Annotated in this window: 15 protein-coding genes; 3 read left to right on the forward strand and 12 right to left on the reverse strand. The window is 70.2% G+C overall.

What is annotated here, in order from left to right; all coding sequences use genetic code 11:
- Positions 1–646: 646 nt before the first annotated feature.
- The 4 genes from VV867_RS01735 to VV867_RS01750 are packed head-to-tail and all read right to left on the reverse strand — an operon-like array spanning position 647 to position 6,501.
- Positions 647–3,778, reverse strand: coding sequence for a CusA/CzcA family heavy metal efflux RND transporter (locus VV867_RS01735; RefSeq protein ID WP_328565483.1), 3,132 nt, complete (start codon positions 3,776–3,778; stop codon positions 647–649).
- Between the two features lie 14 nt (positions 3,779–3,792).
- Positions 3,793–5,043 carry an efflux RND transporter periplasmic adaptor subunit gene (locus VV867_RS01740; protein ID WP_328565484.1) on the reverse strand — a complete coding sequence of 417 codons (1,251 nt, stop codon included), beginning with the start codon at positions 5,041–5,043 and terminating at the stop codon, positions 3,793–3,795.
- A 25-nt stretch (positions 5,044–5,068) separates the two neighbouring features.
- Entirely contained in the window at positions 5,069–5,239 is a 171-nt protein-coding gene (locus VV867_RS01745) for a hypothetical protein (RefSeq protein WP_328565485.1), read from the reverse strand.
- The gene (locus VV867_RS01750; RefSeq protein WP_328565486.1) at positions 5,239–6,501 is read right to left on the reverse strand and encodes a TolC family protein; all 1,263 of its coding nucleotides are present in this window, start codon (positions 6,499–6,501) and stop codon (positions 5,239–5,241) included. Before VV867_RS01750 ends, VV867_RS01745 begins: the two co-directional genes overlap by 1 nt.
- Positions 6,502–6,951: 450 nt before the next feature.
- Here VV867_RS01750 and VV867_RS01755 point away from each other — a divergent pair, with 450 nt between their 5' ends.
- Together VV867_RS01755 and VV867_RS01760 are read left to right on the forward strand one after the other, a co-directional pair.
- Entirely contained in the window at positions 6,952–7,626 is a 675-nt protein-coding gene (locus VV867_RS01755) for a heavy metal response regulator transcription factor (RefSeq protein ID WP_328565487.1), read from the forward strand.
- Entirely contained in the window at positions 7,623–9,008 is a 1,386-nt protein-coding gene (locus VV867_RS01760) for a heavy metal sensor histidine kinase (protein ID WP_328565488.1), read from the forward strand. Before VV867_RS01755 ends, VV867_RS01760 begins: the two co-directional genes overlap by 4 nt.
- Here VV867_RS01760 and VV867_RS01765 read toward each other — a convergent pair whose 3' ends face one another.
- From VV867_RS01765 to VV867_RS01800, 8 genes are all read right to left on the reverse strand, one after another.
- The gene (locus tag VV867_RS01765) at positions 9,009–9,329 is read right to left on the reverse strand and encodes a co-regulatory protein PtrA N-terminal domain-containing protein (RefSeq protein WP_089390785.1); all 321 of its coding nucleotides are present in this window, start codon (positions 9,327–9,329) and stop codon (positions 9,009–9,011) included.
- A gap of 359 nt (positions 9,330–9,688) precedes the next feature.
- Positions 9,689–11,524, reverse strand: coding sequence for a glutamine--fructose-6-phosphate transaminase (isomerizing) (gene glmS / locus VV867_RS01770; protein ID WP_328565489.1), 1,836 nt, complete (start codon positions 11,522–11,524; stop codon positions 9,689–9,691).
- A 21-nt stretch (positions 11,525–11,545) separates the two neighbouring features.
- Positions 11,546–12,307: a DeoR/GlpR family DNA-binding transcription regulator gene (locus tag VV867_RS01775; RefSeq protein WP_109934903.1), complete on the reverse strand. Its 762-nt coding sequence runs from the start codon at positions 12,305–12,307 to the stop codon at positions 11,546–11,548.
- A gap of 439 nt (positions 12,308–12,746) precedes the next feature.
- Complete coding sequence (locus VV867_RS01780; protein WP_328565490.1) at positions 12,747–14,609, reverse strand: GGDEF domain-containing protein; 1,863 nt, start codon at positions 14,607–14,609, stop codon at positions 12,747–12,749.
- Positions 14,606–15,469, reverse strand: a complete 864-nt coding sequence (locus tag VV867_RS01785) for an endonuclease/exonuclease/phosphatase family protein (RefSeq protein WP_109934901.1) — start codon at positions 15,467–15,469, stop codon at positions 14,606–14,608. The genes VV867_RS01780 and VV867_RS01785 overlap by 4 nt, the downstream gene beginning before the upstream one ends.
- Positions 15,470–15,480: 11 nt before the next feature.
- Entirely contained in the window at positions 15,481–16,122 is a 642-nt protein-coding gene (dsbA, locus tag VV867_RS01790) for a thiol:disulfide interchange protein DsbA (RefSeq protein WP_089390780.1), read from the reverse strand.
- Between the two features lie 154 nt (positions 16,123–16,276).
- Positions 16,277–16,885, reverse strand: coding sequence for a c-type cytochrome (locus VV867_RS01795; protein WP_328565491.1), 609 nt, complete (start codon positions 16,883–16,885; stop codon positions 16,277–16,279).
- Positions 16,886–16,929: 44 nt separating this feature from the next.
- The gene (locus VV867_RS01800; RefSeq protein ID WP_109934899.1) at positions 16,930–17,220 is read right to left on the reverse strand and encodes a c-type cytochrome; all 291 of its coding nucleotides are present in this window, start codon (positions 17,218–17,220) and stop codon (positions 16,930–16,932) included.
- 188 nt (positions 17,221–17,408) lie between these two features.
- Between VV867_RS01800 and yihA the strand changes: the two genes are divergently transcribed.
- Complete coding sequence (gene yihA, locus VV867_RS01805; RefSeq protein ID WP_328565492.1) at positions 17,409–18,071, forward strand: ribosome biogenesis GTP-binding protein YihA/YsxC; 663 nt, start codon at positions 17,409–17,411, stop codon at positions 18,069–18,071.
- Positions 18,072–18,075 lie beyond the last annotated feature (4 nt).

Consider the following 18,075-nt stretch of genomic DNA (forward strand, 5'->3'; position numbering starts at 1 on the left):
TGTGGAGAAGGCCCCTGCGGGGGCCTTTTTTCGTTTGCGGGGGTGGTTTGGCTTTTCGTAGGAGCGAGCTTGCTCGCGAATGGTGGTCTGCCGGGATTTCGGTGCCTGGCCTGAAGAACGCCCTCTCCCTAACCCTCTCCCTGAAGGGAGAGGGGACCGTTCGGAGTGCTCGGGTATTTCGGCGTTAGCCGGGCAGCACCGTTGGTTTCCGGCTGAAACCATTCCTCCTCTCGGCACGGACCAGCCCCCTCTCCCTTCAGGGAGAGAGGGCCGTTGGGCAGATGCGGATGTATAAGAGTTAGCCGGCAACTCCGAAGGTTTCCGGCTGACACCACTCCTCCTCTCGGCACGGACTAGCCCCCTCTCCCTTCAGGGAGAGGGCTGGGGAGAGGGAGCGGAGTCAAACCAAAATACCGAGGCCGCCTGGAAACGCTGTTCGCGAGCAAGCTCGCTCCTACACAAAAGCCCAACCTCTCCCTATCAAAATCGTCATCCCCACCTCAGCATCCTGTTACCGACGACAGGTTCCAATAACCCCCGTCAGCCCCCACTCGTGTGAACTGACGGTCGTCTCGGCAGCGAAAGCTCCTTTGGTGAGAGACGGCCCCTGAGGCGCCCAACGCGGGCGCCTTTTTTTCGGCCGGGCTCAGGCCGCCTCGTCGCGGCGGTGGGCCCAGCGGTACAGGGCCGGCAGCACCAGCAGGGTGAGCGCGGTGGAGGAGAGGATGCCGCCGATCACCACCGTGGCCAGCGGCCTTTGCACCTCGGCGCCGGTGCCGGTGGCCAGGGCCATGGGCACGAAGCCCAGGGAGGCCACCAGGGCCGTCATCAGCACCGGGCGCAGGCGCGTCAGGGCGCCCTCGCGGATGGCCGCGTCGAGGCCGCGGCCTTCCTCGCGCAGGTTGCGGATGAAGGCGAGCATCACCAGGCCGTTGAGCACCGCCACCCCGGACAGGGCGATGAAGCCCACCCCGGCGGAGATCGACAGCGGGATGTCGCGCAGCCACAGCGCTGCCACCCCGCCGGTGAGGGCGAAGGGGATGCCGGTGAACACCAGCAGGCCGTCGCGGACGTTGCCGAACATCATGAACAGCAGCACGAAGACCAGCAGCAGCGCCACCGGCACCACCACCCGCAGGCGCTCGGCCGCCGACTGCAACTGCTCGAACTGGCCGCCCCAGGCGGTCCAGTAGCCGGCCGGCACCTGCACTTCGCCGGCCAGGCGCTGTTCGGCCTCGGCGACGAAGGAGCCGATGTCGCGGCCGCGCACGTTGGCGCTGACCACCACCAGGCGCTTGCCGTTCTCCCGGCTGACCTGGTTCGGCCCCTGCAGCAGCTGCAGCCGCGCCACCTGGCCGAGGGGGATGAAGGCGATGCGCCCGTCGGCACCGGCCGGCAACGGCAACAGCAGCCGCGGCAGGCCGTCGACGTCGCTGCGCTGCGCCTCGGGCAGGCGCACCAGCAGGTCGAAGCGGCGGTCGCCCTCGAACAGCGTGCCGGCCTGGCGCCCGCCCACGGCGATGGCCACGAAGTCCTGCACGTCGCCGACGGCCAGGCCGTAGCGCGCCGCCCGCTCGCGGTCGATGTCGAGGGTCAGCACCGGCAGACCGCCGGTCTGCTCCACCTTCACCTCGGAGGCGCCGGGCACCTGGCGCAGGGCCTCGGCGATCTTCCCGGCGGTCTGCTCGAGCACCGCCATGTCGTCGCCGAAGACCTTCACCGCCACGTCGCTGCGTACCCCGGAGATCAGCTCGTTGAAGCGCAGCTGGATCGGCTGCGACAGCTCGTAGTTGCTCCCCGGCACCTCGGCGGCGGCGCGCTGGATCTCCGCCACCAGCTGCGCGCGCGGCTTGCGCGGGTCCGGCCAGTCCTGCTGCGGGCGCAGCATCAGGTAGCTGTCGGAGATGTTCGGCGGCATGGGGTCGGAGGCGATCTCGGCGGTGCCGGTGCGGGCGAACACCCGCTGCACCTCCGGCACCCGGGCGAGGATGTGGCGCTCCAGGCGCGCCTGCAGCGCCACCGACTGCGTCAGGCTGGTGCCCGGCACGCGCAGCGCCTGCAGGGCGAAGTCGCCCTCGCTGAGGCTGGGCACGAACTCGCTGCCCATGCGCGTGGCCAGCAGGCCGGCGCCCAGCACCAGCAGCGCGGCGCCGGCGAACACCCGCGCGCGGTGGCCCATCACCCAGCCCAGCACCGGCTCGTAGCCGCGGCGGGCGCCGCGCATCAGCCAGTTCTCCCGCTCCTGCACCCGGCCGCTGACGAAGATCGCGATGGCCGCCGGCACGAAGGTCACCGACAGCAGCATGGCGCCGAACAGCGCGATGACCACGGTGAAGGCCATGGGGTGGAACATTTTCCCCTCGACGCCGGTGAGGGCGAAGATCGGCAGGTACACCACCATGATGATCAACTGGCCGAAGATCAGCGCGCGGCGTGCCTCCTTCGACGCGGCGAACACCTCGTGCAGGCGCTCGCTGCGCGTCAGCAGGCGGCCGTGGTGCTGCTGGGAGTGGGCCAGGCGGCGGATGGCGTTCTCGACGATGACCACGGCGCCGTCGACGATGATGCCGAAGTCCAGCGCGCCCAGGCTCATCAGGTTGGCGCTGACGCGGTTGGCGAACATGCCGCTGAAGGTGAACAGCATGGCCAGCGGGATGACCATGGCGGTGATCAGCGCCGCGCGGAGGTTGCCGAGGAACAGGAAGAGCACGGCGATGACCAGCACCGCGCCCTCCAGCAGGTTCTTCTTCACCGTGGCGATGGCCTTGTCCACCAGTTGCGTGCGGTCGTACACCGGCACCGCGCGCACGCCCGCCGGCAGGCTGCGGTTGACCTGCTCCAGGCGCTCGGCCACGGCGCGGGCGACGCTGCGGCTGTTCTCGCCGATCAGCATGAACACCGTGCCCAGCACCACCTCGCGGCCGTTCTCGGTGGCCGCGCCGCTGCGCAGTTCGCGGCCGATCTGCACCTGCGCCAGGTCGCGCACGCGGATCGGCGTGCCGTCCAGGTTGGCCACCAGCACGTTGCCGATGTCCTCCAGCCCGGCCAGCTGCCCCGGCGCGCGCACCAGCAGTTGCTCGCCGTTGCGCTCGATGTAGCCGGCGCCGACGTTGCCGTTGTTGCGCTCCAGGGCCGCCAGCAGGTCGGCCAGGGTCAGGCGGTGCGCGGCCAGGCGCTGCAGGTCGGGGGCCACCTGGTACTGCCGGGCCTGGCCGCCGATGGTGTTGATCTCGGCCACGCCGGGCACGTTGCGCAGTTGCGGCTTGACGATCCAGTCCTGGATCACCCGCAGGTCGGTGGGGGTGTAGGGGGTGCCGTCCTCCTTGCGGGCGTCCTCGGCGGCCTCGATGGTCCACAGGAAGATCTCGCCCAGGCCGGTGGAAATCGGCCCCAGCGCCGCCTCGGCGCCTTCGGGCAGCTGCTCGCGGGCCTGCTGCAGGCGCTCGTTGACCAGTTGCCGGGCGAAGTAGATGTCGGTGCCGTCGGCGAAGATCGCCGTCACCTGCGACAGCCCCGAGCGCGAGATCGAGCGCGTCTGCTGCAGGCCCGGCAGGCCGGCCATGGCGGTCTCGATGGGGTAGGTGATGCGCTGCTCGGTCTCCAGCGGCGAGTAGCCGGGGGCGGCGGTGTTGACCTGCACCTGGACGTTGGTGATGTCGGGCACCGCGTCGATCGGCAGCTTCTGGTAGCTGGCCACGCCCAGGGCGGCCATTCCCAGCACGGCGAGCAGCACCAGGTAGCGCTGCTCGATGGCGAAACGGAGGATGCGTTCGAACATGGGGGCTCCGGCGGTCAGTGGGCGTGCTCGGCGCTGGCCTTGCCCAGCTCCGACTTGAGGACGAAGCTGCCGGCGGCGGCGACCTGCTCGCCGGCCGCCAGGCCCTGCAGCACCTCCACCCGGCCCTGGCCGCGGGCGCCCAGGCGCACCGGCTGGGCGACGAAGGCGCCGTCGCGGCGGACGAACACCACGTCCCGTTCCTCCAGGCGCTGCACGGCCGCCTCCGCCACGCTGACCGCCGCCGCCCGCGGCGCGGCGGCCAGCGTCACCTGCACCGGCAGGCCCGGCCGCCAGGCGCCGCCGGGGTTCGCCACCACCACCCGGGCGCTGGCCATGCGCGACTGCTCGCCCAGCAGGCTGCCGACCTGGGCGACACGGCCCTCGGCGCGCATGCCCAGGTCCACCGCCTCGACCTGCGCCGCCTTGCCCAGCTGCACCCAGGCCAGGTCGCGCGGCGCCACGGCGAAGGTGGCCCAGACCCGCGACAGGTCGGAGAGGGTGAAGACGGCGCTGCTGGCATCGACCACCTCGCCCAGCACCAGGTGCTTCTCCACCACCACGCCGTCGAAGGGCGCGCGCAGTTCGTAGCGGTCGCCGCCGGTGCCGCCCAAGGCGCCGAGCTTCTGCCGGGCGTTGGCCAGGGCGATCTCGGCTTCCTGGCGGGCCTGGCGCGCCTGCAGGTAGTCCTGCTCGGCGGAGACCTTTTCCCGCCACAGCTGGCGCTCGCGCTCATCGGTCACCCGCGCCAGCTCGAGGCGCCGCTGCGCCGCCGCCAGTTCGCTGCGCAGGTCGGACAGCTGCGGGCTGGCGATCACCGCCAGCAGCTCGCCGCGCTTCACCGCCTGGCCCAGCTCGGCCGCCACCTGCTGCACCACCCCGGCCACCCGCGGCACCAGGTGCGCGGTGCGGTCGGCGTCGAAGGCGATCTCGCCGGGCAGCGTCAGGCGCGCGGACAACGCCGCCGGCGCGGCAGGCTCCAGCGCCACGCCGGCCGCATGCAGCTGCTCGTCGCTCAGGCGCAGGCCGGCGTCTTCTTCCTCGCCATGCTCGCCGGCCCCGGCGTGGTGCTCGTCGTCGCCGTGGCCTTCGGCATCGGCATGCGCCCCGCTGGCGGCCTCGCCATGGTGTTCGCCGTCGGCGTGGGCGCCCGCTTCGCCGTGCCCTTCGGGCGCCTGGGCGACACCGCCCGGCAACAGCGTGGCGGCGCCACCCAGCGCCAGCAGGAACAGCACGGCGGCGGCGATCTTCGTTTCTCTCGACTTCATGGACTCTCCCGGATGGCCCCGCGCCTCAGGCGCCGATCAGGCTCGACAGCGCGCCCAGGGCGCGGAACAGGTCATGGATGCACCAGTGCCCGGCGGCGAAGCCGTGGGCCTGGCAGGGAAGGGGGCCGCCGGTGGCCAGCGCTACCGCCGCCAGCAACACCGGCGACAGCCGGACGCACAGGGAGCGCCCGGCCATCAGCGCGGAGCCAGGTCGCCGAAGATGCGCTCGGTGCGCCCGCGGGCCTCGGCGAGGCGGGCCAGCGCCTGCAGGTACTGGTCGCGCGCGGCGAGCAGGGTGCGCTGGGCGTCGAGCACTTCCAGGAAGCCGAACTTGCCCATCTCGAAACCGCGGGTGGCGCTGTCCAGGGCCTGGCGCGCGGCCGGCAGCAGGGTGTCGCGCAGGGTCCGCGCCTCGTGCTGCGCAGTGCCCCACAGGTCCAGGGCCTGCTGCGTCTCGCGGCGCAGGCGCAGCTCGGTGGCGTTGCGCAGGTCGCGGGCCTGGTCGGCGCGGCGCGCCTCGGCCAGCAGGCGGCCCTGGTTGCGGTCGAACAACGGCAGCGGCAGGGACAGCCCGACCAGGTTCACCCGCTCGCGGGCCTCGTGGTCGTACTGGCTGCCCAGGCTGACGTCGAGGTTGGGCACGCGCTCGGCCCGCGCCAGTTGCACGGCGGCCTCGCGCTGGTCGACCTGCAGCAGCGCCAGGCGCAGCTCGGCGGCCTCGTCCAGGCGCCGCAGCAGCTGCGCGGCCTGGGGCGGCGCCGGCAGATCGGCGTTGCCAGCCACCTCGGCGAACCCCGCTTCGGCCTGCCCCATGAGCCCGGCCAGCACGCGGTAGGCCTGGTCGCGGCCGATGCGGGCGCGCTGCAGGTCCAGCTCCACCTCGGCCAGTTGCACCTGTGCCCGCGTCGCCTCCAGCGGCGCCGACTTGCCGGCGCGCACCCGCGCCTCGGCAGCGCGCAGGCCGCGCTGGCCAAGCGACACCGATTCCTCGCCCAGGCGCAGGCGCTCCTGGGCCTGCTGGGCGGCCTGGAAGGCCTCGAGCACCTCGGCGCGCAGCGTGTTGCGGCGCACTTCCAGCTCCATTTCGGCGATCGCCTCGCCACGCTCGGCCACGGCCACCCGCGCGCCGCGCTTGCCGCCCAGCTCCAGGGGCTGGGTCAGGGAGAGGGTGGTGGTGGAACGGTCGCGGCGGGTGTCTTCCGTCTCCCAGGACAGGCTCGGGTTCGGCAGCAACGCCGCCTGGCGCCGCTCGCCCTCGGCGATGCCCGGGCCACGGGCCACGGCGGCCAGCTCGGGGTTGGCGCCCAGCGCGCTGCGCAGGGCCTCGTCGAAGCCCAGGGTGCGGGCCTCGACTGGCCCGCCCAGCAGGCCGAACAGCAGCAGGAACAGCGACAGGGGCGCCGGCCACGGACACAAGTCCGCAGCCGGCCGCCGGAACAGGGCACGACGGTAGGACACGGCACACCTCGGGAAACGACCTCGGACGGAAACCGCGGGCGGCTTCCACGTATGAATCGGCGGCAACTTTCGGAAAGTTGCGCCAAGTGTCGCCAAGGTAATGCCGGCCTTTTATCGGCAAGGTGACCTGCCAATTACAAATATGACAGACAAGAAAAAAGCGTTTTATTCCTGTCTACCATTGCCCGTGCCGCTATTCGCGGCCGGCTCCCCATTCCCGGCGCCAGTCAGACAACCCCATATGCATCAGCGGCTTATGCGTCCAGGAAAGGCGCCTGGGCAATATCCGGAAACATCATTGGACGGGCCTGGATATTGACCCTTTAGCAACTACAGCCCTCAGCCTCGCCCACCGTTAATTACCGGAAAGTTCCGAGCGGATATATCCGTAAATCGCACAACGAATATGAACAGAATTGTCAGATTACTGAATGGAAGGTGACTGCCCATATGCGAATCCTAGTGGTGGAAGACGAAGCCAAGACCGCCGATTACCTGCACCAGGGCCTGAGCGAGAGCGGCTTCGTGGTCGACCGCACCGGCAATGGCGTCGACGGCCTGCACCTGGCGCGCCAGGGCAGCTACGAACTGATCATCCTCGACGTGAACATGCCGCAGATGGACGGCTGGGAAGTGCTCCGCCAGTTGCGCCGCGAGAGCGACACGCGGGTCATGCTGCTCACCGCCCGCGGCCGCCTGGCCGAGCGCGTGCGCGGCCTGGAGCTGGGCGCCGACGACTACCTGGTGAAGCCCTTCGAGTTCCCCGAGTTGCTCGCCCGGGTGCGCACCCTGCTACGCCGCAGCGAACGGGTGAGCGCGCCGCCGGTGCTGCAGGTGGCCGCCCTGGAGCTGGACCCGGCGCGCCACCGCGCCTACCGCGAGGGCCGGCGCATCGACCTGACCACCAAGGAGTTCGCCCTGCTGCACCTGTTGATGAGCCGCAGCGGCGAGGTGCTGACGCGCACCCAGATCATCTCGCTGGTGTGGGACATGAACTTCGACTGCGACACCAACGTGGTGGAGGTCACCGTCCGCCGCCTGCGGCTGAAGGTCGACGACCCCTTCGACAGCAAGCTGATCCACACCCTGCGCGGCGTCGGCTACGTGCTCGAGGCCCGCGAATGAAGCCGGCCAGCCTGTCCACCCGCCTGGGCCTGGGCATCGGCCTGCTGTGCGCCGGCCTGGTGGTGGTGCTCGCGCTGCTCGCCTACGGCGCCCTCGACCACGAGTTGCAGAGCCGCGCGCGCAACGAGCTGGCCGACAAGCTCGGCCAGGTGCGCCATGCCCTGGGCGCGGGGCTGGACGACCGCGACCTGGTCCGCGGCCCCCACGAGCTGCTGGACGTGGTGGCCGGCCACGACAACCTGTCGCTGACCCTGCTCGCCCCGCGCCCGGGCCAGGCGCCGCTGCTGGACACCGGCCCGCCGCTGCGCCGCGCCAGCCTCGACCGCCTGCTGCCGGGCGCCGGCCTGGGCTACCACGCCTGGGCCGACGCCGGCGGCCAGCGCCTGCTCACCGCCAGCAGCGTGGTACGCCTGGCCAACGGCGCCAGCGTGCGCGTGCTGCTGACCCTGGAGCGTAGCAACGACGACGCCCTGCTCGGCGCCTTCCGCCGCTCGGTGCTGGCCGGCGTGCCCTTCCTGTTGCTGCTGGTGGGCCTGGGCGCCTGGTACGCGGTGCAGCGCGGGCTATCGCCGCTACGGCGCTTCCGCCGGGTGGCGGCGAACATCTCCACCGAGGACCTCAGCCACCGCATCCCGGTGGAGAAGCTGCCCCTGGAGCTGGGCGAAGTGGCCCAGGCGCTGAACGTGATGCTGCACCGCCTGGACCAGGGTGTGCAGCAGCTCACGCAGTTCTCCGACGACCTCGCCCACGAGCTGCGCTCGCCGATCGGCAACCTGATGGGCAAGGCCCAGGTGACGCTCTCGCGGGAGCGCCCGGCGGAGGAATACAAGGCGGTGCTGGCCTCGGGCATCGAGGAGCTGGAACGGCTGTCGCGCATCGTCAGCGACATGCTGTTCCTGGCCCAGGTCAACCAGGCCCAGGTGCCCTTCGAGCGCCTGTCGCTGGGGGACGAGGCCACCCGCGTGGCGGAGCTGTTCCTCTACGCCGCGGAGGACAAGCGGGTGGACATCGAGCTGAACGGCGACGCCTGGGTGACGGGCGAGCGCCTGATGGTCCAGCGGGCGATCTCCAACCTGCTGTCCAACGCCATCCGCCACACCCCGGAAGGCAGCCGGGTGCGCATCGACATCGAAAGCGGCATGGAAGGCGCCACCCTCAGCGTCGCCAACCCCGGCCCGGGGATAGCGCCGCAGCACCTGCCGCGGCTGTTCGAGCGCTTCTACCGCGCCGATGGCGGCCGTTCGCGGGCCGAGGGCGGCACCGGCCTGGGCCTGGCCATCGTCCGCTCGATCATGAGCCTGCACCGTGGCAGCGTCGCGGTGGACAGCCGGCCGGAGGGGCCGACCTGCTTCCACCTGCGCTTCCCCGAGGCGGCCGCCTGATCACTTGCCGCGGTTGCAGCTGACGCGCTCGGCGCGGTACTCCAGGCGCTGCTCGGCGCCGCCCGAGTCCAGGTAGCGCATGCGCACCGGCACCACGCCGCAGCCCTTGGCCGGCGAGACCTCCAGGACCTGGGCGATGTCCAGGCGCATGCCGTACTCGTAGCGCCGGTAGTCCGCGGCCGCCGTCTCGGCGGCGCCGCGCATGGCCACCTGGCGGGCCTGCTCCATGCGCGCGAAGGTGCGGTCGCCACCGCTCTCGGCCAGGGCCAGGGACGAAACGCCGAGCAGGCCGGCGAGCAGGAAGGGACGGATCGGGTTCATGGCAGTCACCTCGTCGGTGGTGGTGGAAACTGCCTTCACCTTAAGCAGCCGGCCCTAACGGGAGCCTGAGGGGCGCATGACGATTCGGTAATCCGCCGGCGGCAACCGCATCCGGCCCGCGGTGTAGGGCGCATAACGCCTATGGCGTTATCCGCCATTACCGTCGGGCACCGGTGTTTCCGGCCAACGGCGGATAACCGCGAACGGTTATGCGCCCTACGGGTTGCCCCGGCACCAGGCCCATGTAGGAGCGCGCCCTGCGCGCGAATCGCGGGCAGGGCCCGCTCCTACAGGTGGCGCCAACGGTGGACGCACCAAGGCCCCTCGCGGGGCCTTTTTCATGCATCCGGGCGCGCGGCTTATTCCACGGTCACCGACTTGGCCAGGTTGCGCGGCTGGTCGACGTCGGTGCCCTTGAGCACCGCCACGTGGTAGGACAGCAGCTGCAGCGGCACGGTGTAGAGGATGGGCGCCAGGCAGTCGTGGATCGGCGGCATGCTCACCACGTGGGTGCCCGGGCCGTTGCCGATGCCGCTGTTGGCCTCGGCGAAGACGATCAGCTCACCGCCGCGGGCGCGGACTTCCTGCAGGTTGGACTTGAGCTTTTCCAGCAGCTCGTTGTTCGGCGCCACCGTGACCACCGGCATGTCGGCGTCCACCAGGGCCAGCGGGCCGTGCTTGAGCTCGCCGGCGGGGTAGGCTTCGGCGTGGATGTAGGAGATTTCCTTGAGCTTCAGCGCACCCTCCATGGCCACCGGGTACTGGGCGCCGCGGCCGAGGAACAGGGTGTGGTGCTTCTCGGCGAACAGCTCGCCGACCTTCTCCACCACCTTGTCCATCGCCAGGGCTTCTTCCAGGCGCGTCGGCAGGCGCCGCAGGGCTTCCACCAGCTCGGCCTCGACGCCCTCGCCCAGGCGGTCCTGCACCCGGCCGATGGCCAGGGTCAGCAGCAGCAGGGCCACCAGCTGGGTGGTGAAGGCCTTGGTCGAGGCCACGCCGATCTCCGGGCCGGCCAGGGTCAGCAGGGTCATGTCCGACTCGCGCACCAGCGAGCTGGTGGCCACGTTGCAGATCGCCAGGCTGGAGAGGAAGCCCAGCTGCTTGGCGTTGCGCAGCGCGGCCAGGGTGTCGGCGGTCTCGCCGGACTGGGAGATGGTGACGAACAGGGCGTCGGGCTGCACCGCCACCTTGCGGTAGCGGAACTCGCTGGCCACCTCGACCTGGCAGGGAATGCCGGTCAGCTCTTCCAGCCAGTAACGCGCCACCAGGCCGGCGTGATAGCTGGTGCCGCAGGCGACGATCTGCACGTTGCGCACCCTGGCGAACAGCTCGGCGGCGTTCGGCCCGAAGTTCTCCACCAGCACCTGGCCGGCGCCCAGGCGGCCTTCCAGGGTGCGCTGCACCACCTTGGGCTGCTCGTGGATTTCCTTGAGCATGAAGTGGCGGTACTCGCCCTTGTCGGCGGCCTCGGCGCCCTCGTGGTACTGCACCGCCTCGCGCTTCACCGGGCGGCCTTCGGCGTCCCACAGCTGCACGCTGTCGCGGCGCAGCTCGACGATGTCGCCTTCTTCCAGGTAGATGAAGCGGTCGGTGACCTGGCGCAGGGCCAACTGGTCGGAGGCCAGGAAGTTCTCGCCCAGGCCCAGGCCGACCACCAGCGGGCTGCCGCTGCGGGCGGCGACGATGCGGTCCGGCTGGTCCAGGCTGATCGCCGCCAGGCCGTAGGCGCCGTGCAGCTCCTTGACCGTGGCCTTGAGCGCGCTGGCCAGGTCGCCCAGCTCGCGCAGGCGCAGGTGCAGCAGGTGGACGATGACCTCGGTGTCGGTCTGCGAGCTGAACACGTAGCCCTCGCCCTTGAGGTACTCGCGCAGTTCCTCGTGGTTCTCGATGATGCCGTTGTGCACCACCGCCAGGCGGTCGTGGGAGAAGTGCGGGTGGGCGTTGGCCTCGCTGGGCGCGCCGTGGGTGGCCCAGCGGGTGTGGGCGATGCCCAGGTGGCCGGCCAGCGGCTGCTCGGCCAGGGCCTGCTCCAGGCTCGCCACCTTGCCGACGCGGCGGCGGCGCTGCAGTTCGCCGGCGGCGTCCACCAGGGCCAGGCCGGCGCTGTCGTAGCCGCGGTATTCGAGGCGCTTGAGGCCTTCGATCAGGATCGGGGTGACGTTGCGTTCGGCGATGGCGCCTACGATTCCACACATGGGGCGTTCTCCTGGGTTCGTTCAGCGCGCGCGTATGACTTTCACGCCGCGCGCCTCGATCTGGGCACAGGCCTCGTCGCTGAGGCGCTCGTCGGTGATCAGGGTCTGGACGCTGCTCCACGGCAGCTCCAGGTTGGGCATGCGCCGCCCGAGCTTGTCGGCCTCGGCCATGACGATCACCTCGCGGGCGACCTCGGCCATCACCCGGCTGAGCCCGAGCAGTTCGTTGAAGGTGGTGGTGCCGCGCGCGGGGTCGAGGCCGGCAGCGCCGATGAACAGCTGGTCGAAGTCGTAGGAACGCAGCACCTGCTCCGCCACCTGGCCCTGGAACGACTCCGAGTGCGGGTCCCAGGTGCCGCCGGTCATCAGCAGCACCGGCTCGCGCTCCAGCTCGCGCAGGGCGTTGGCCACGTTCAGCGAGTTGGTCATCACCACCAGGCCGGGCTTGTGCCCGAGCTCGGGGATCAGCGCGGCGGTGGTGCTGCCGCTGTCGATGATGATCCGCGCGTGCTCGCGGATGCAGGCTGCCGCGGCACGGGCGATGGCCTGCTTGTAGGGCGACAGCGGCGGGCTCGGCTCGGCCAGCAGTTCCTGCGGCATGGGCACCGCGCCGCCATAGCGGCGCAGCAGCAGGCCGTTGCTCTCCAGGGCGGCCAGGTCCTTGCGGATGGTCACCTCGGAGGTGGCGAAACGCCGGGCGAGGTCGTCCACGCTGACCTCCCCCTGCTGGTTGAGCAGGGCGAGTATCTCGTGGCGGCGCTGGGGCGTGTTGCGTTTCGACATGAAGGTTTATGTTTCGATTCGAAAGTTATAGGTGCGAATCAAAACCCAAGAGCTTTCATTCGTCAAGCTTGGATGATGAGAGGTCGGGGCTTGGGGCGGCGCGGATCTCATCCGCGAAACGCACCGGGACGTCCGGCTATCGCGGACAAAGTCCGCTCCTACGGTTCCAGGGAAGCACGGTCGTAGGAGCGGACTCCGTCCGCGATTGGATTCACCGGCCACGCCGGACGCCCCGGTGGCACGGATGGCGGCGGATAACCGCGAACGGTTATTCGCCCTAGCCCGTGCCATTCCCCATAGGGCGCATAACGCCTACGGCGTTATGCGCCATGATCGCGGACAAAGCCCGCTCCTACAGGGATATGCCGTGCCTCGGTAAATTGTAGGAGCGGGCCCTGCCCGCGATTCGCGCGCAGGGCGCGCTCCTACAGGGGGCGGCCTAGCCCATCTCCAGGCGGTTGCGGCCGCCGCGCTTGGCGCGGTACAGGGCCTGGTCGGCGCGTTCGAAGGCCACTTCGTTGCGTTCGCCGGTGCGGAACTGGGTGAGGCCGGCGGAGCAGGTGATGACCAGCGGTTCGCCCTTGAAATGGAAGGGGATGCGCTCCACCGCCGTGCGCAGCGCCTCCAGCAGCTGGCGGCCGCCATCCAGGGGGGTGGAGGGCAGCAGCACGACGAATTCCTCGCCGCCGAAGCGGGCGATGAAGTCGGTCTTGCGCAGGCGCTTGGCCAGTTCGCCGGCGATGATCTTCAGCACCTTGTCGCCGGCCAGGTGGCCGTAGTCGTCGTTGATGCGCTTGAAGTGGTCGACGTCCAGCACCGCCAGCAGCAGCTCGCCGCCGAAGCGCTGGACCCGCGCCACTTCCAGCTCCAGGCGCTCGCTCAGGGCGGCGCGGTTGGGCAGGCCGGTGAGGGGGTCGGTCAGGGCCTTCTGCCGCTGGTCCTCGATGCTGGCCTGGAAGGTGCGCGCCTCTTCCTCCATCGAGGAAACCCGCGCCACCAGCGCCTGCAAGCGCTCCCCGGCCTCGCGCTCGCGGGCCTCGCGTTCCTGGCGGTGCCGCTCGATGCTGCCGAGCAGGCCTTCCAGGCGCCCTTCCACCGAGCGCTTGAGGCTGTCCAGGTCGGTGGCCTGCTGCACGCTGCTCTGCAGGCCGCTGACCTGGTCGCGCAGGTCGTCGTCCAGGCGCCGGGCGCTGTCGGACACGGCGTCCTGGCCCTGCTGCACGGCGCCGAGGCTGTCGAGGAAGGTGCTCAGGCGGTCGTTGAGCTGGTGCAGGTAGCCCTCGAAGGCGGCCTGGCCGCTGTCGTTGAGGGCCAGCACCAGCACCGCCAGGTCGTCCAGCACCGGCACCAGCTCGTACCAGTTCAGGCTGCCGTTGATGCGTTCGCGCAGGGCCTGGGCCTGCGGGCGATAGGCGGCCGGCAGCTGCAGCTGGTCGAGCAGGTTCAGCAGGCTGGCCTCGATGTGCGGCGCCACGGCGCTGTAGCCGGGCTCGGGCATCGGCGGCAGGGCGTAGTGCTGCTCGCCCTCGCCGTCCAGCAGCACCGGGCGCGGCGCGCTGGGGATGAGGTCGGCGGGCAGCGGCAGGCTGTCCAGCAGTGCAGCGTGCGGCGCGGGCGACGGCGGCTCGGGGTCGGCCTGTACCGCCACCGCGGCAGGCGCCGGGGCCGGGGCCGCGATGGCCGCGGCGGCCTCGGCACTCACTGGCGCCGCCGGCGTTTCGCTGGCCGGCGTGCCAGGGGTGACGGTTGCGGGCTGGGCGGGGCCGTCCTCGTCCTCTTCGCGACCACCGAACAGGCGCTGCAACAGGCCGGGGCGCGGCGCCTCGGCGTCGGCCAGTTGCTCCAGCACGCGCCGCTGCAGGTTTCCCAGCTCGCCGAGCAGCACCGGCAGCTCGCGGGACTGGCTGGCGCGCGCCTCCAGGTCGCGGGCGAACAGCTTCAGCGGCAGGCGCACGTCCCGCGGCAGGTCCAGGCCCAGCAGCTGCTGGGCGATCTGCTGCAGCGCCGTGACGTTCTGGCGGATGCGCTGCTGGCGGCGCTGCTCGGAGTCCAGCACGGTCTTTTCCAGGCGCGGGATGAGCCGCGCCAGGCCGGCGTCGATGTCGTTGCGGCGCAGCAGCTCGCGCAGTTCCTGCATGCACTGGTCGACCGCCTTGTCGCTGCCCTCGGCGGCCAGGCTGCTGCGCACCAGGCCGCGGCGCAGCAGGTCGACGCGCACCTCCCAGCGGCGCTCCAGGCGCTCCTGCTGGTCGATGTTGGCGAGGTACTTTTCCTTCCAGCGCTGGTTGTCGTCGCGGCTCATCGAGCGTCCTTGAGAGAAAGCGCGGAGTCTTGCCGGCAGCCGTCCGGCAGGCGGATCTCCACGGCCACCGGCAGGTGGTCGGAGATCGGCTCCGGCAGCACGCTGACCCGCTCCAGGGTCAGCCCGGGGCTGAGCAGGATATGGTCCAGGCAGCGCTGCGGGCGCCAGCTGGGAAAGGTCGCCTGGACCTGCGGGGCGATCAGCCCGAGATCGCGCAGCGGCGAGGTCTCCAGCAGGTCGGTGGCATGGGTGTTCATGTCGCCCATCAGCACCTGGTGGCGGTAGCCCTGCAGCAGCTCGCGGATGTAGGCGAGCTGGCGGGCGCGCGTACGCGGGCCCAGGGCCAGGTGCATCATGATCACGGCCAGGGCGTTGTCGCCTTCGCCGAAGCGCATGAGGATGGCCCCGCGGCCGGGCGGGCCGGGCAGCGGGTGGTCTTCCAGCAGGGTCGGGCGCAGGCGGCTGAGCAGGCCGTTGCTGTGCTGGGCGATGCGCCCGAGGTTGCGGTTGAGCTGCTGGTACCAGTAGGGGAAGGCGCCCAGCTGGGCCAGGTGCTCCACCTGGTTGACGTAGCCGGAGCGCAGGCTGCCGCCGTCGGCCTCCTGCAGGGCCACCAGGTCGTAGCCGGACAGCAGGTCGCCGATGCGCTGCAGGTTGCCGGCGCGCCCGGCGGCGGGCAGCAGGTGCTGCCAGCCGCGGGTCAGGTAGTGGCGGTAGCGCTCGGTGCTGATGCCCACCTGGATGTTGAAGCTGAGCAGGCGCAGGCGACCGTCGGCGGGATAGCCGGATTCGGCGGCCTGCGAATTGACCTGCGCGGGGCGGGAAGCGACCACCCGCTGCTGGCGGAGCCTGCTCAGCATCGCGGCTTACCTCACTGGGCGGCCTTGGCGGCGTCGCGTTCCTTGGCGATCAGGAAGTCAGCCAGCTCCAGGGCCTTCTCCGGGCCGCCGGCCGAGCCGATGTCGAAGCGGTACTTGCCGTTGACCACCATGGTCGGTACGCCGCTGATCTGGTAGGCCATGGCCAGCTTCTTGTCCTTCTCGATCTGGCCCTTGATGGCGAACGAGTCGAAGGTACTGAGGAACTTGTCCTTGTCCACGCCCAGCGGGGCGAGGAACTCGGCCATTTCTTCCGGGGTGGCCAGTTTCTTGCCTTCCTTGTGGATGGCCTCGAACACGGCGGTGTGCACCTTGTGCTCCACGCCCATGGCTTCCAGGGTCAGGAACAGCTGGCCGTGGACGTTCCAGATGCCGCCGAACATGGCCGGGATGCGGACGAAGTGCACGTCGGCCGGCAGCTTCTCGACCCACGGGTTGATGGTCGGCTCGAAAGCGTAGCAGTGCGGGCAGCCATACCAGAACAGCTCCACCACCTCGATCTTGCCGGGCTTGGACACCGGGACAGGGGTGCTCAGCTCGGTGTACTGCTTGCCGGATTCGAACTCGGCGGCTTGCGCGCTGAGACCGAACAGGCCGGCGAAGGCCAGTACGGCGGTGAAAATCAGGTTACGCATGGTTCACTCCTTGGCTGGATCGGTGGCGCCGCGGCGCGGCCGTGTTTGGACTCGAGAGGCCGGCGGCGGTTCCAGGCATTGTAGTGGCGCCGGATACGAAAAAGGGTGGCCGAAGCCACCCTTTTTTTTCAAGCCGTGCCGCGCGGCGCAGGCCTCAGTGCAGGCCTTCGATGTAACTGGAGACGGCGGCGATGTCCTTGTTGGACAGCTTGGCGGCGATGCTGCGCATGATCATGCTGTCGCCGTCGTTGGTGCGGTCGCCTTCGCGGAAGTTGGTCAGCTGCTTGGCCACGTAGGCCGCGTGCTGGCCGCCCAGGTGCGGGAAGGCGGCCGGCTCGTTGCCCACGCCGTTGGGCGAGTGGCAGCCGGTGCAGGCGGGCATGCCCTCGGCCAGCTTGCCGCCGCGGTACAGGGCCTCGCCGGCGGCGACCAGCTTGGGATCGGCCGCGCCGACGCCCATCTTCTGGCTGGAGAAGTAGGCGGCGATGTCGGCCAGGTCCTGGTCGCTGAGGTTGGTCAGCAGGCCGGTCATCTCCAGCACGGTACGCTTGCCATCCTTGATGTCATGCATCTGTTTGAGCAGGTACTTGTCCCCCTGGCCCGCCAGTTTCGGGAAGTTCGGCGCCATGCTGTTGCCATCGGCACCATGGCAGGCGCCGCACACGGCGGCCTTCGCCTGGCCGGCCTTGGCGTCGCCGACTTCGGCGTGGGCCATACCGGTCAGTCCCAGGGTCAAGAGCAGACTCACGATTATTTTGTTCATCAGCTAATCCATTACGGCTAAAGGTGAAAGTAGAGAGGCTGGGGTTACTGGGACATCCACTGGATGATCGCCTTGTAGTCCTCGGCACTGCAGTCGGTGCACAGGCCACGCGGGGGCATGGCGTTGAAACCGTTGGTGACGTGCTGCACCAGCGTATCCATGCCTTTGTCCAGGCGCGGTTTCCAGGCTGCGGCGTCGCCCTTCTTCGGGGCCATTGGCAACTGGCCAGCATGACAGGCACCGCAAGCCCGGTTGAATACCGCCTCCGGGTCCTGCGCGGCCTGCACGCCGGGAGCCAGCGCGGCGGCTACGGCTGCGAACAGCAGTTTCTTCATGATCGTCCTCATCGGGAGGGAACGTCCGCGTTCTATTGCGCGGCCGGTTGATTATCGCGTTCCCGTGGCGCCCGACCCTGGGGGATAAAGCGCACACAAAATCCGCGGCATTATATACTTCGCCTGCCTGTTCGAAAACGAGACCGGCCCCCGCGACACCGAGTCGCACCCCGCCGCGGAAGCCCCCCATGCCCCCCAAGACACCTGCCAAGAACCCCATCCTCGGCCTTTGCCAGCAAGCAACCTTCCTCATCAGCGCGGCCAAGGTCGAGCAGTGCCCGGAGGACAGCGGCCGCGAAGTCGCCTTCGCCGGCCGTTCCAACGCTGGTAAGTCTAGCGCGCTAAATGCACTCACCCATGCCAATCTGGCGCGAACCTCGAAAACCCCCGGGCGCACCCAGCTGCTGAACTTCTTCCGCCTGGACGACGAGCGCCGCCTGGTCGACCTGCCCGGCTACGGCTACGCCAAGGTGCCGATCCCGCTGAAGCTGCACTGGCAGCAGCACCTGGAGGCCTACCTGAGCAGCCGCGAGAGCCTGGCCGGGGTGGTGCTGATGATGGACATCCGCCATCCGCTGACCGAGTTCGACCGCCTGATGCTCGACTGGGCCCAGGCCAGCCGGCTGCCGATCCACGTGCTGCTGACCAAGGCCGACAAACTGGCCTTCGGCGCGGCGAAGAACGCGCTGCTCAAGGTGCGCCGCGAAATCCAGCAGGGCTGGGGCGACGTCGCCAGCGTGCAGCTGTTCTCGGCGCCCAAGCGCGAGGGGGTGGAGGAGGCGCAGCAGGTCCTGGCGGCCTGGCTGGGCCTGCAGCCGGAAGGGGACGAGGAAGCGGCCGAACAGGCCTGAAGGC

This window comes from Pseudomonas sp. JH-2 (assembly GCF_036231725.1).
GTDB classification, from domain to species: Bacteria; Pseudomonadota; Gammaproteobacteria; order Pseudomonadales; family Pseudomonadaceae; genus Pseudomonas; species Pseudomonas delhiensis.

Coding starts and splice junctions, on each gene's coding strand:
- glmS (WP_328565489.1), bottom strand. CDS start 11,524: ATGTGTGGAATCGTAGGCGCCATCGCCGAACGCAACGTCACCCCGATC.
- VV867_RS01775 (WP_109934903.1), bottom strand. CDS start 12,307: ATGTCGAAACGCAACACGCCCCAGCGCCGCCACGAGATACTCGCCCTG.
- VV867_RS01765 (WP_089390785.1), bottom strand. CDS start 9,329: ATGAACCCGATCCGTCCCTTCCTGCTCGCCGGCCTGCTCGGCGTTTCG.
- VV867_RS01740 (WP_328565484.1), bottom strand. CDS start 5,043: ATGAAGTCGAGAGAAACGAAGATCGCCGCCGCCGTGCTGTTCCTGCTG.
- VV867_RS01735 (WP_328565483.1), bottom strand. CDS start 3,778: ATGTTCGAACGCATCCTCCGTTTCGCCATCGAGCAGCGCTACCTGGTG.
- dsbA (WP_089390780.1), bottom strand. CDS start 16,122: ATGCGTAACCTGATTTTCACCGCCGTACTGGCCTTCGCCGGCCTGTTC.
- VV867_RS01795 (WP_328565491.1), bottom strand. CDS start 16,885: ATGAACAAAATAATCGTGAGTCTGCTCTTGACCCTGGGACTGACCGGT.
- VV867_RS01785 (WP_109934901.1), bottom strand. CDS start 15,469: ATGCTGAGCAGGCTCCGCCAGCAGCGGGTGGTCGCTTCCCGCCCCGCG.
- VV867_RS01780 (WP_328565490.1), bottom strand. CDS start 14,609: ATGAGCCGCGACGACAACCAGCGCTGGAAGGAAAAGTACCTCGCCAAC.
- VV867_RS01745 (WP_328565485.1), bottom strand. CDS start 5,239: ATGGCCGGGCGCTCCCTGTGCGTCCGGCTGTCGCCGGTGTTGCTGGCG.
- yihA (WP_328565492.1), top strand. CDS start 17,409: ATGCCCCCCAAGACACCTGCCAAGAACCCCATCCTCGGCCTTTGCCAG.
- VV867_RS01760 (WP_328565488.1), top strand. CDS start 7,623: ATGAAGCCGGCCAGCCTGTCCACCCGCCTGGGCCTGGGCATCGGCCTG.
- VV867_RS01755 (WP_328565487.1), top strand. CDS start 6,952: ATGCGAATCCTAGTGGTGGAAGACGAAGCCAAGACCGCCGATTACCTG.
- VV867_RS01800 (WP_109934899.1), bottom strand. CDS start 17,220: ATGAAGAAACTGCTGTTCGCAGCCGTAGCCGCCGCGCTGGCTCCCGGC.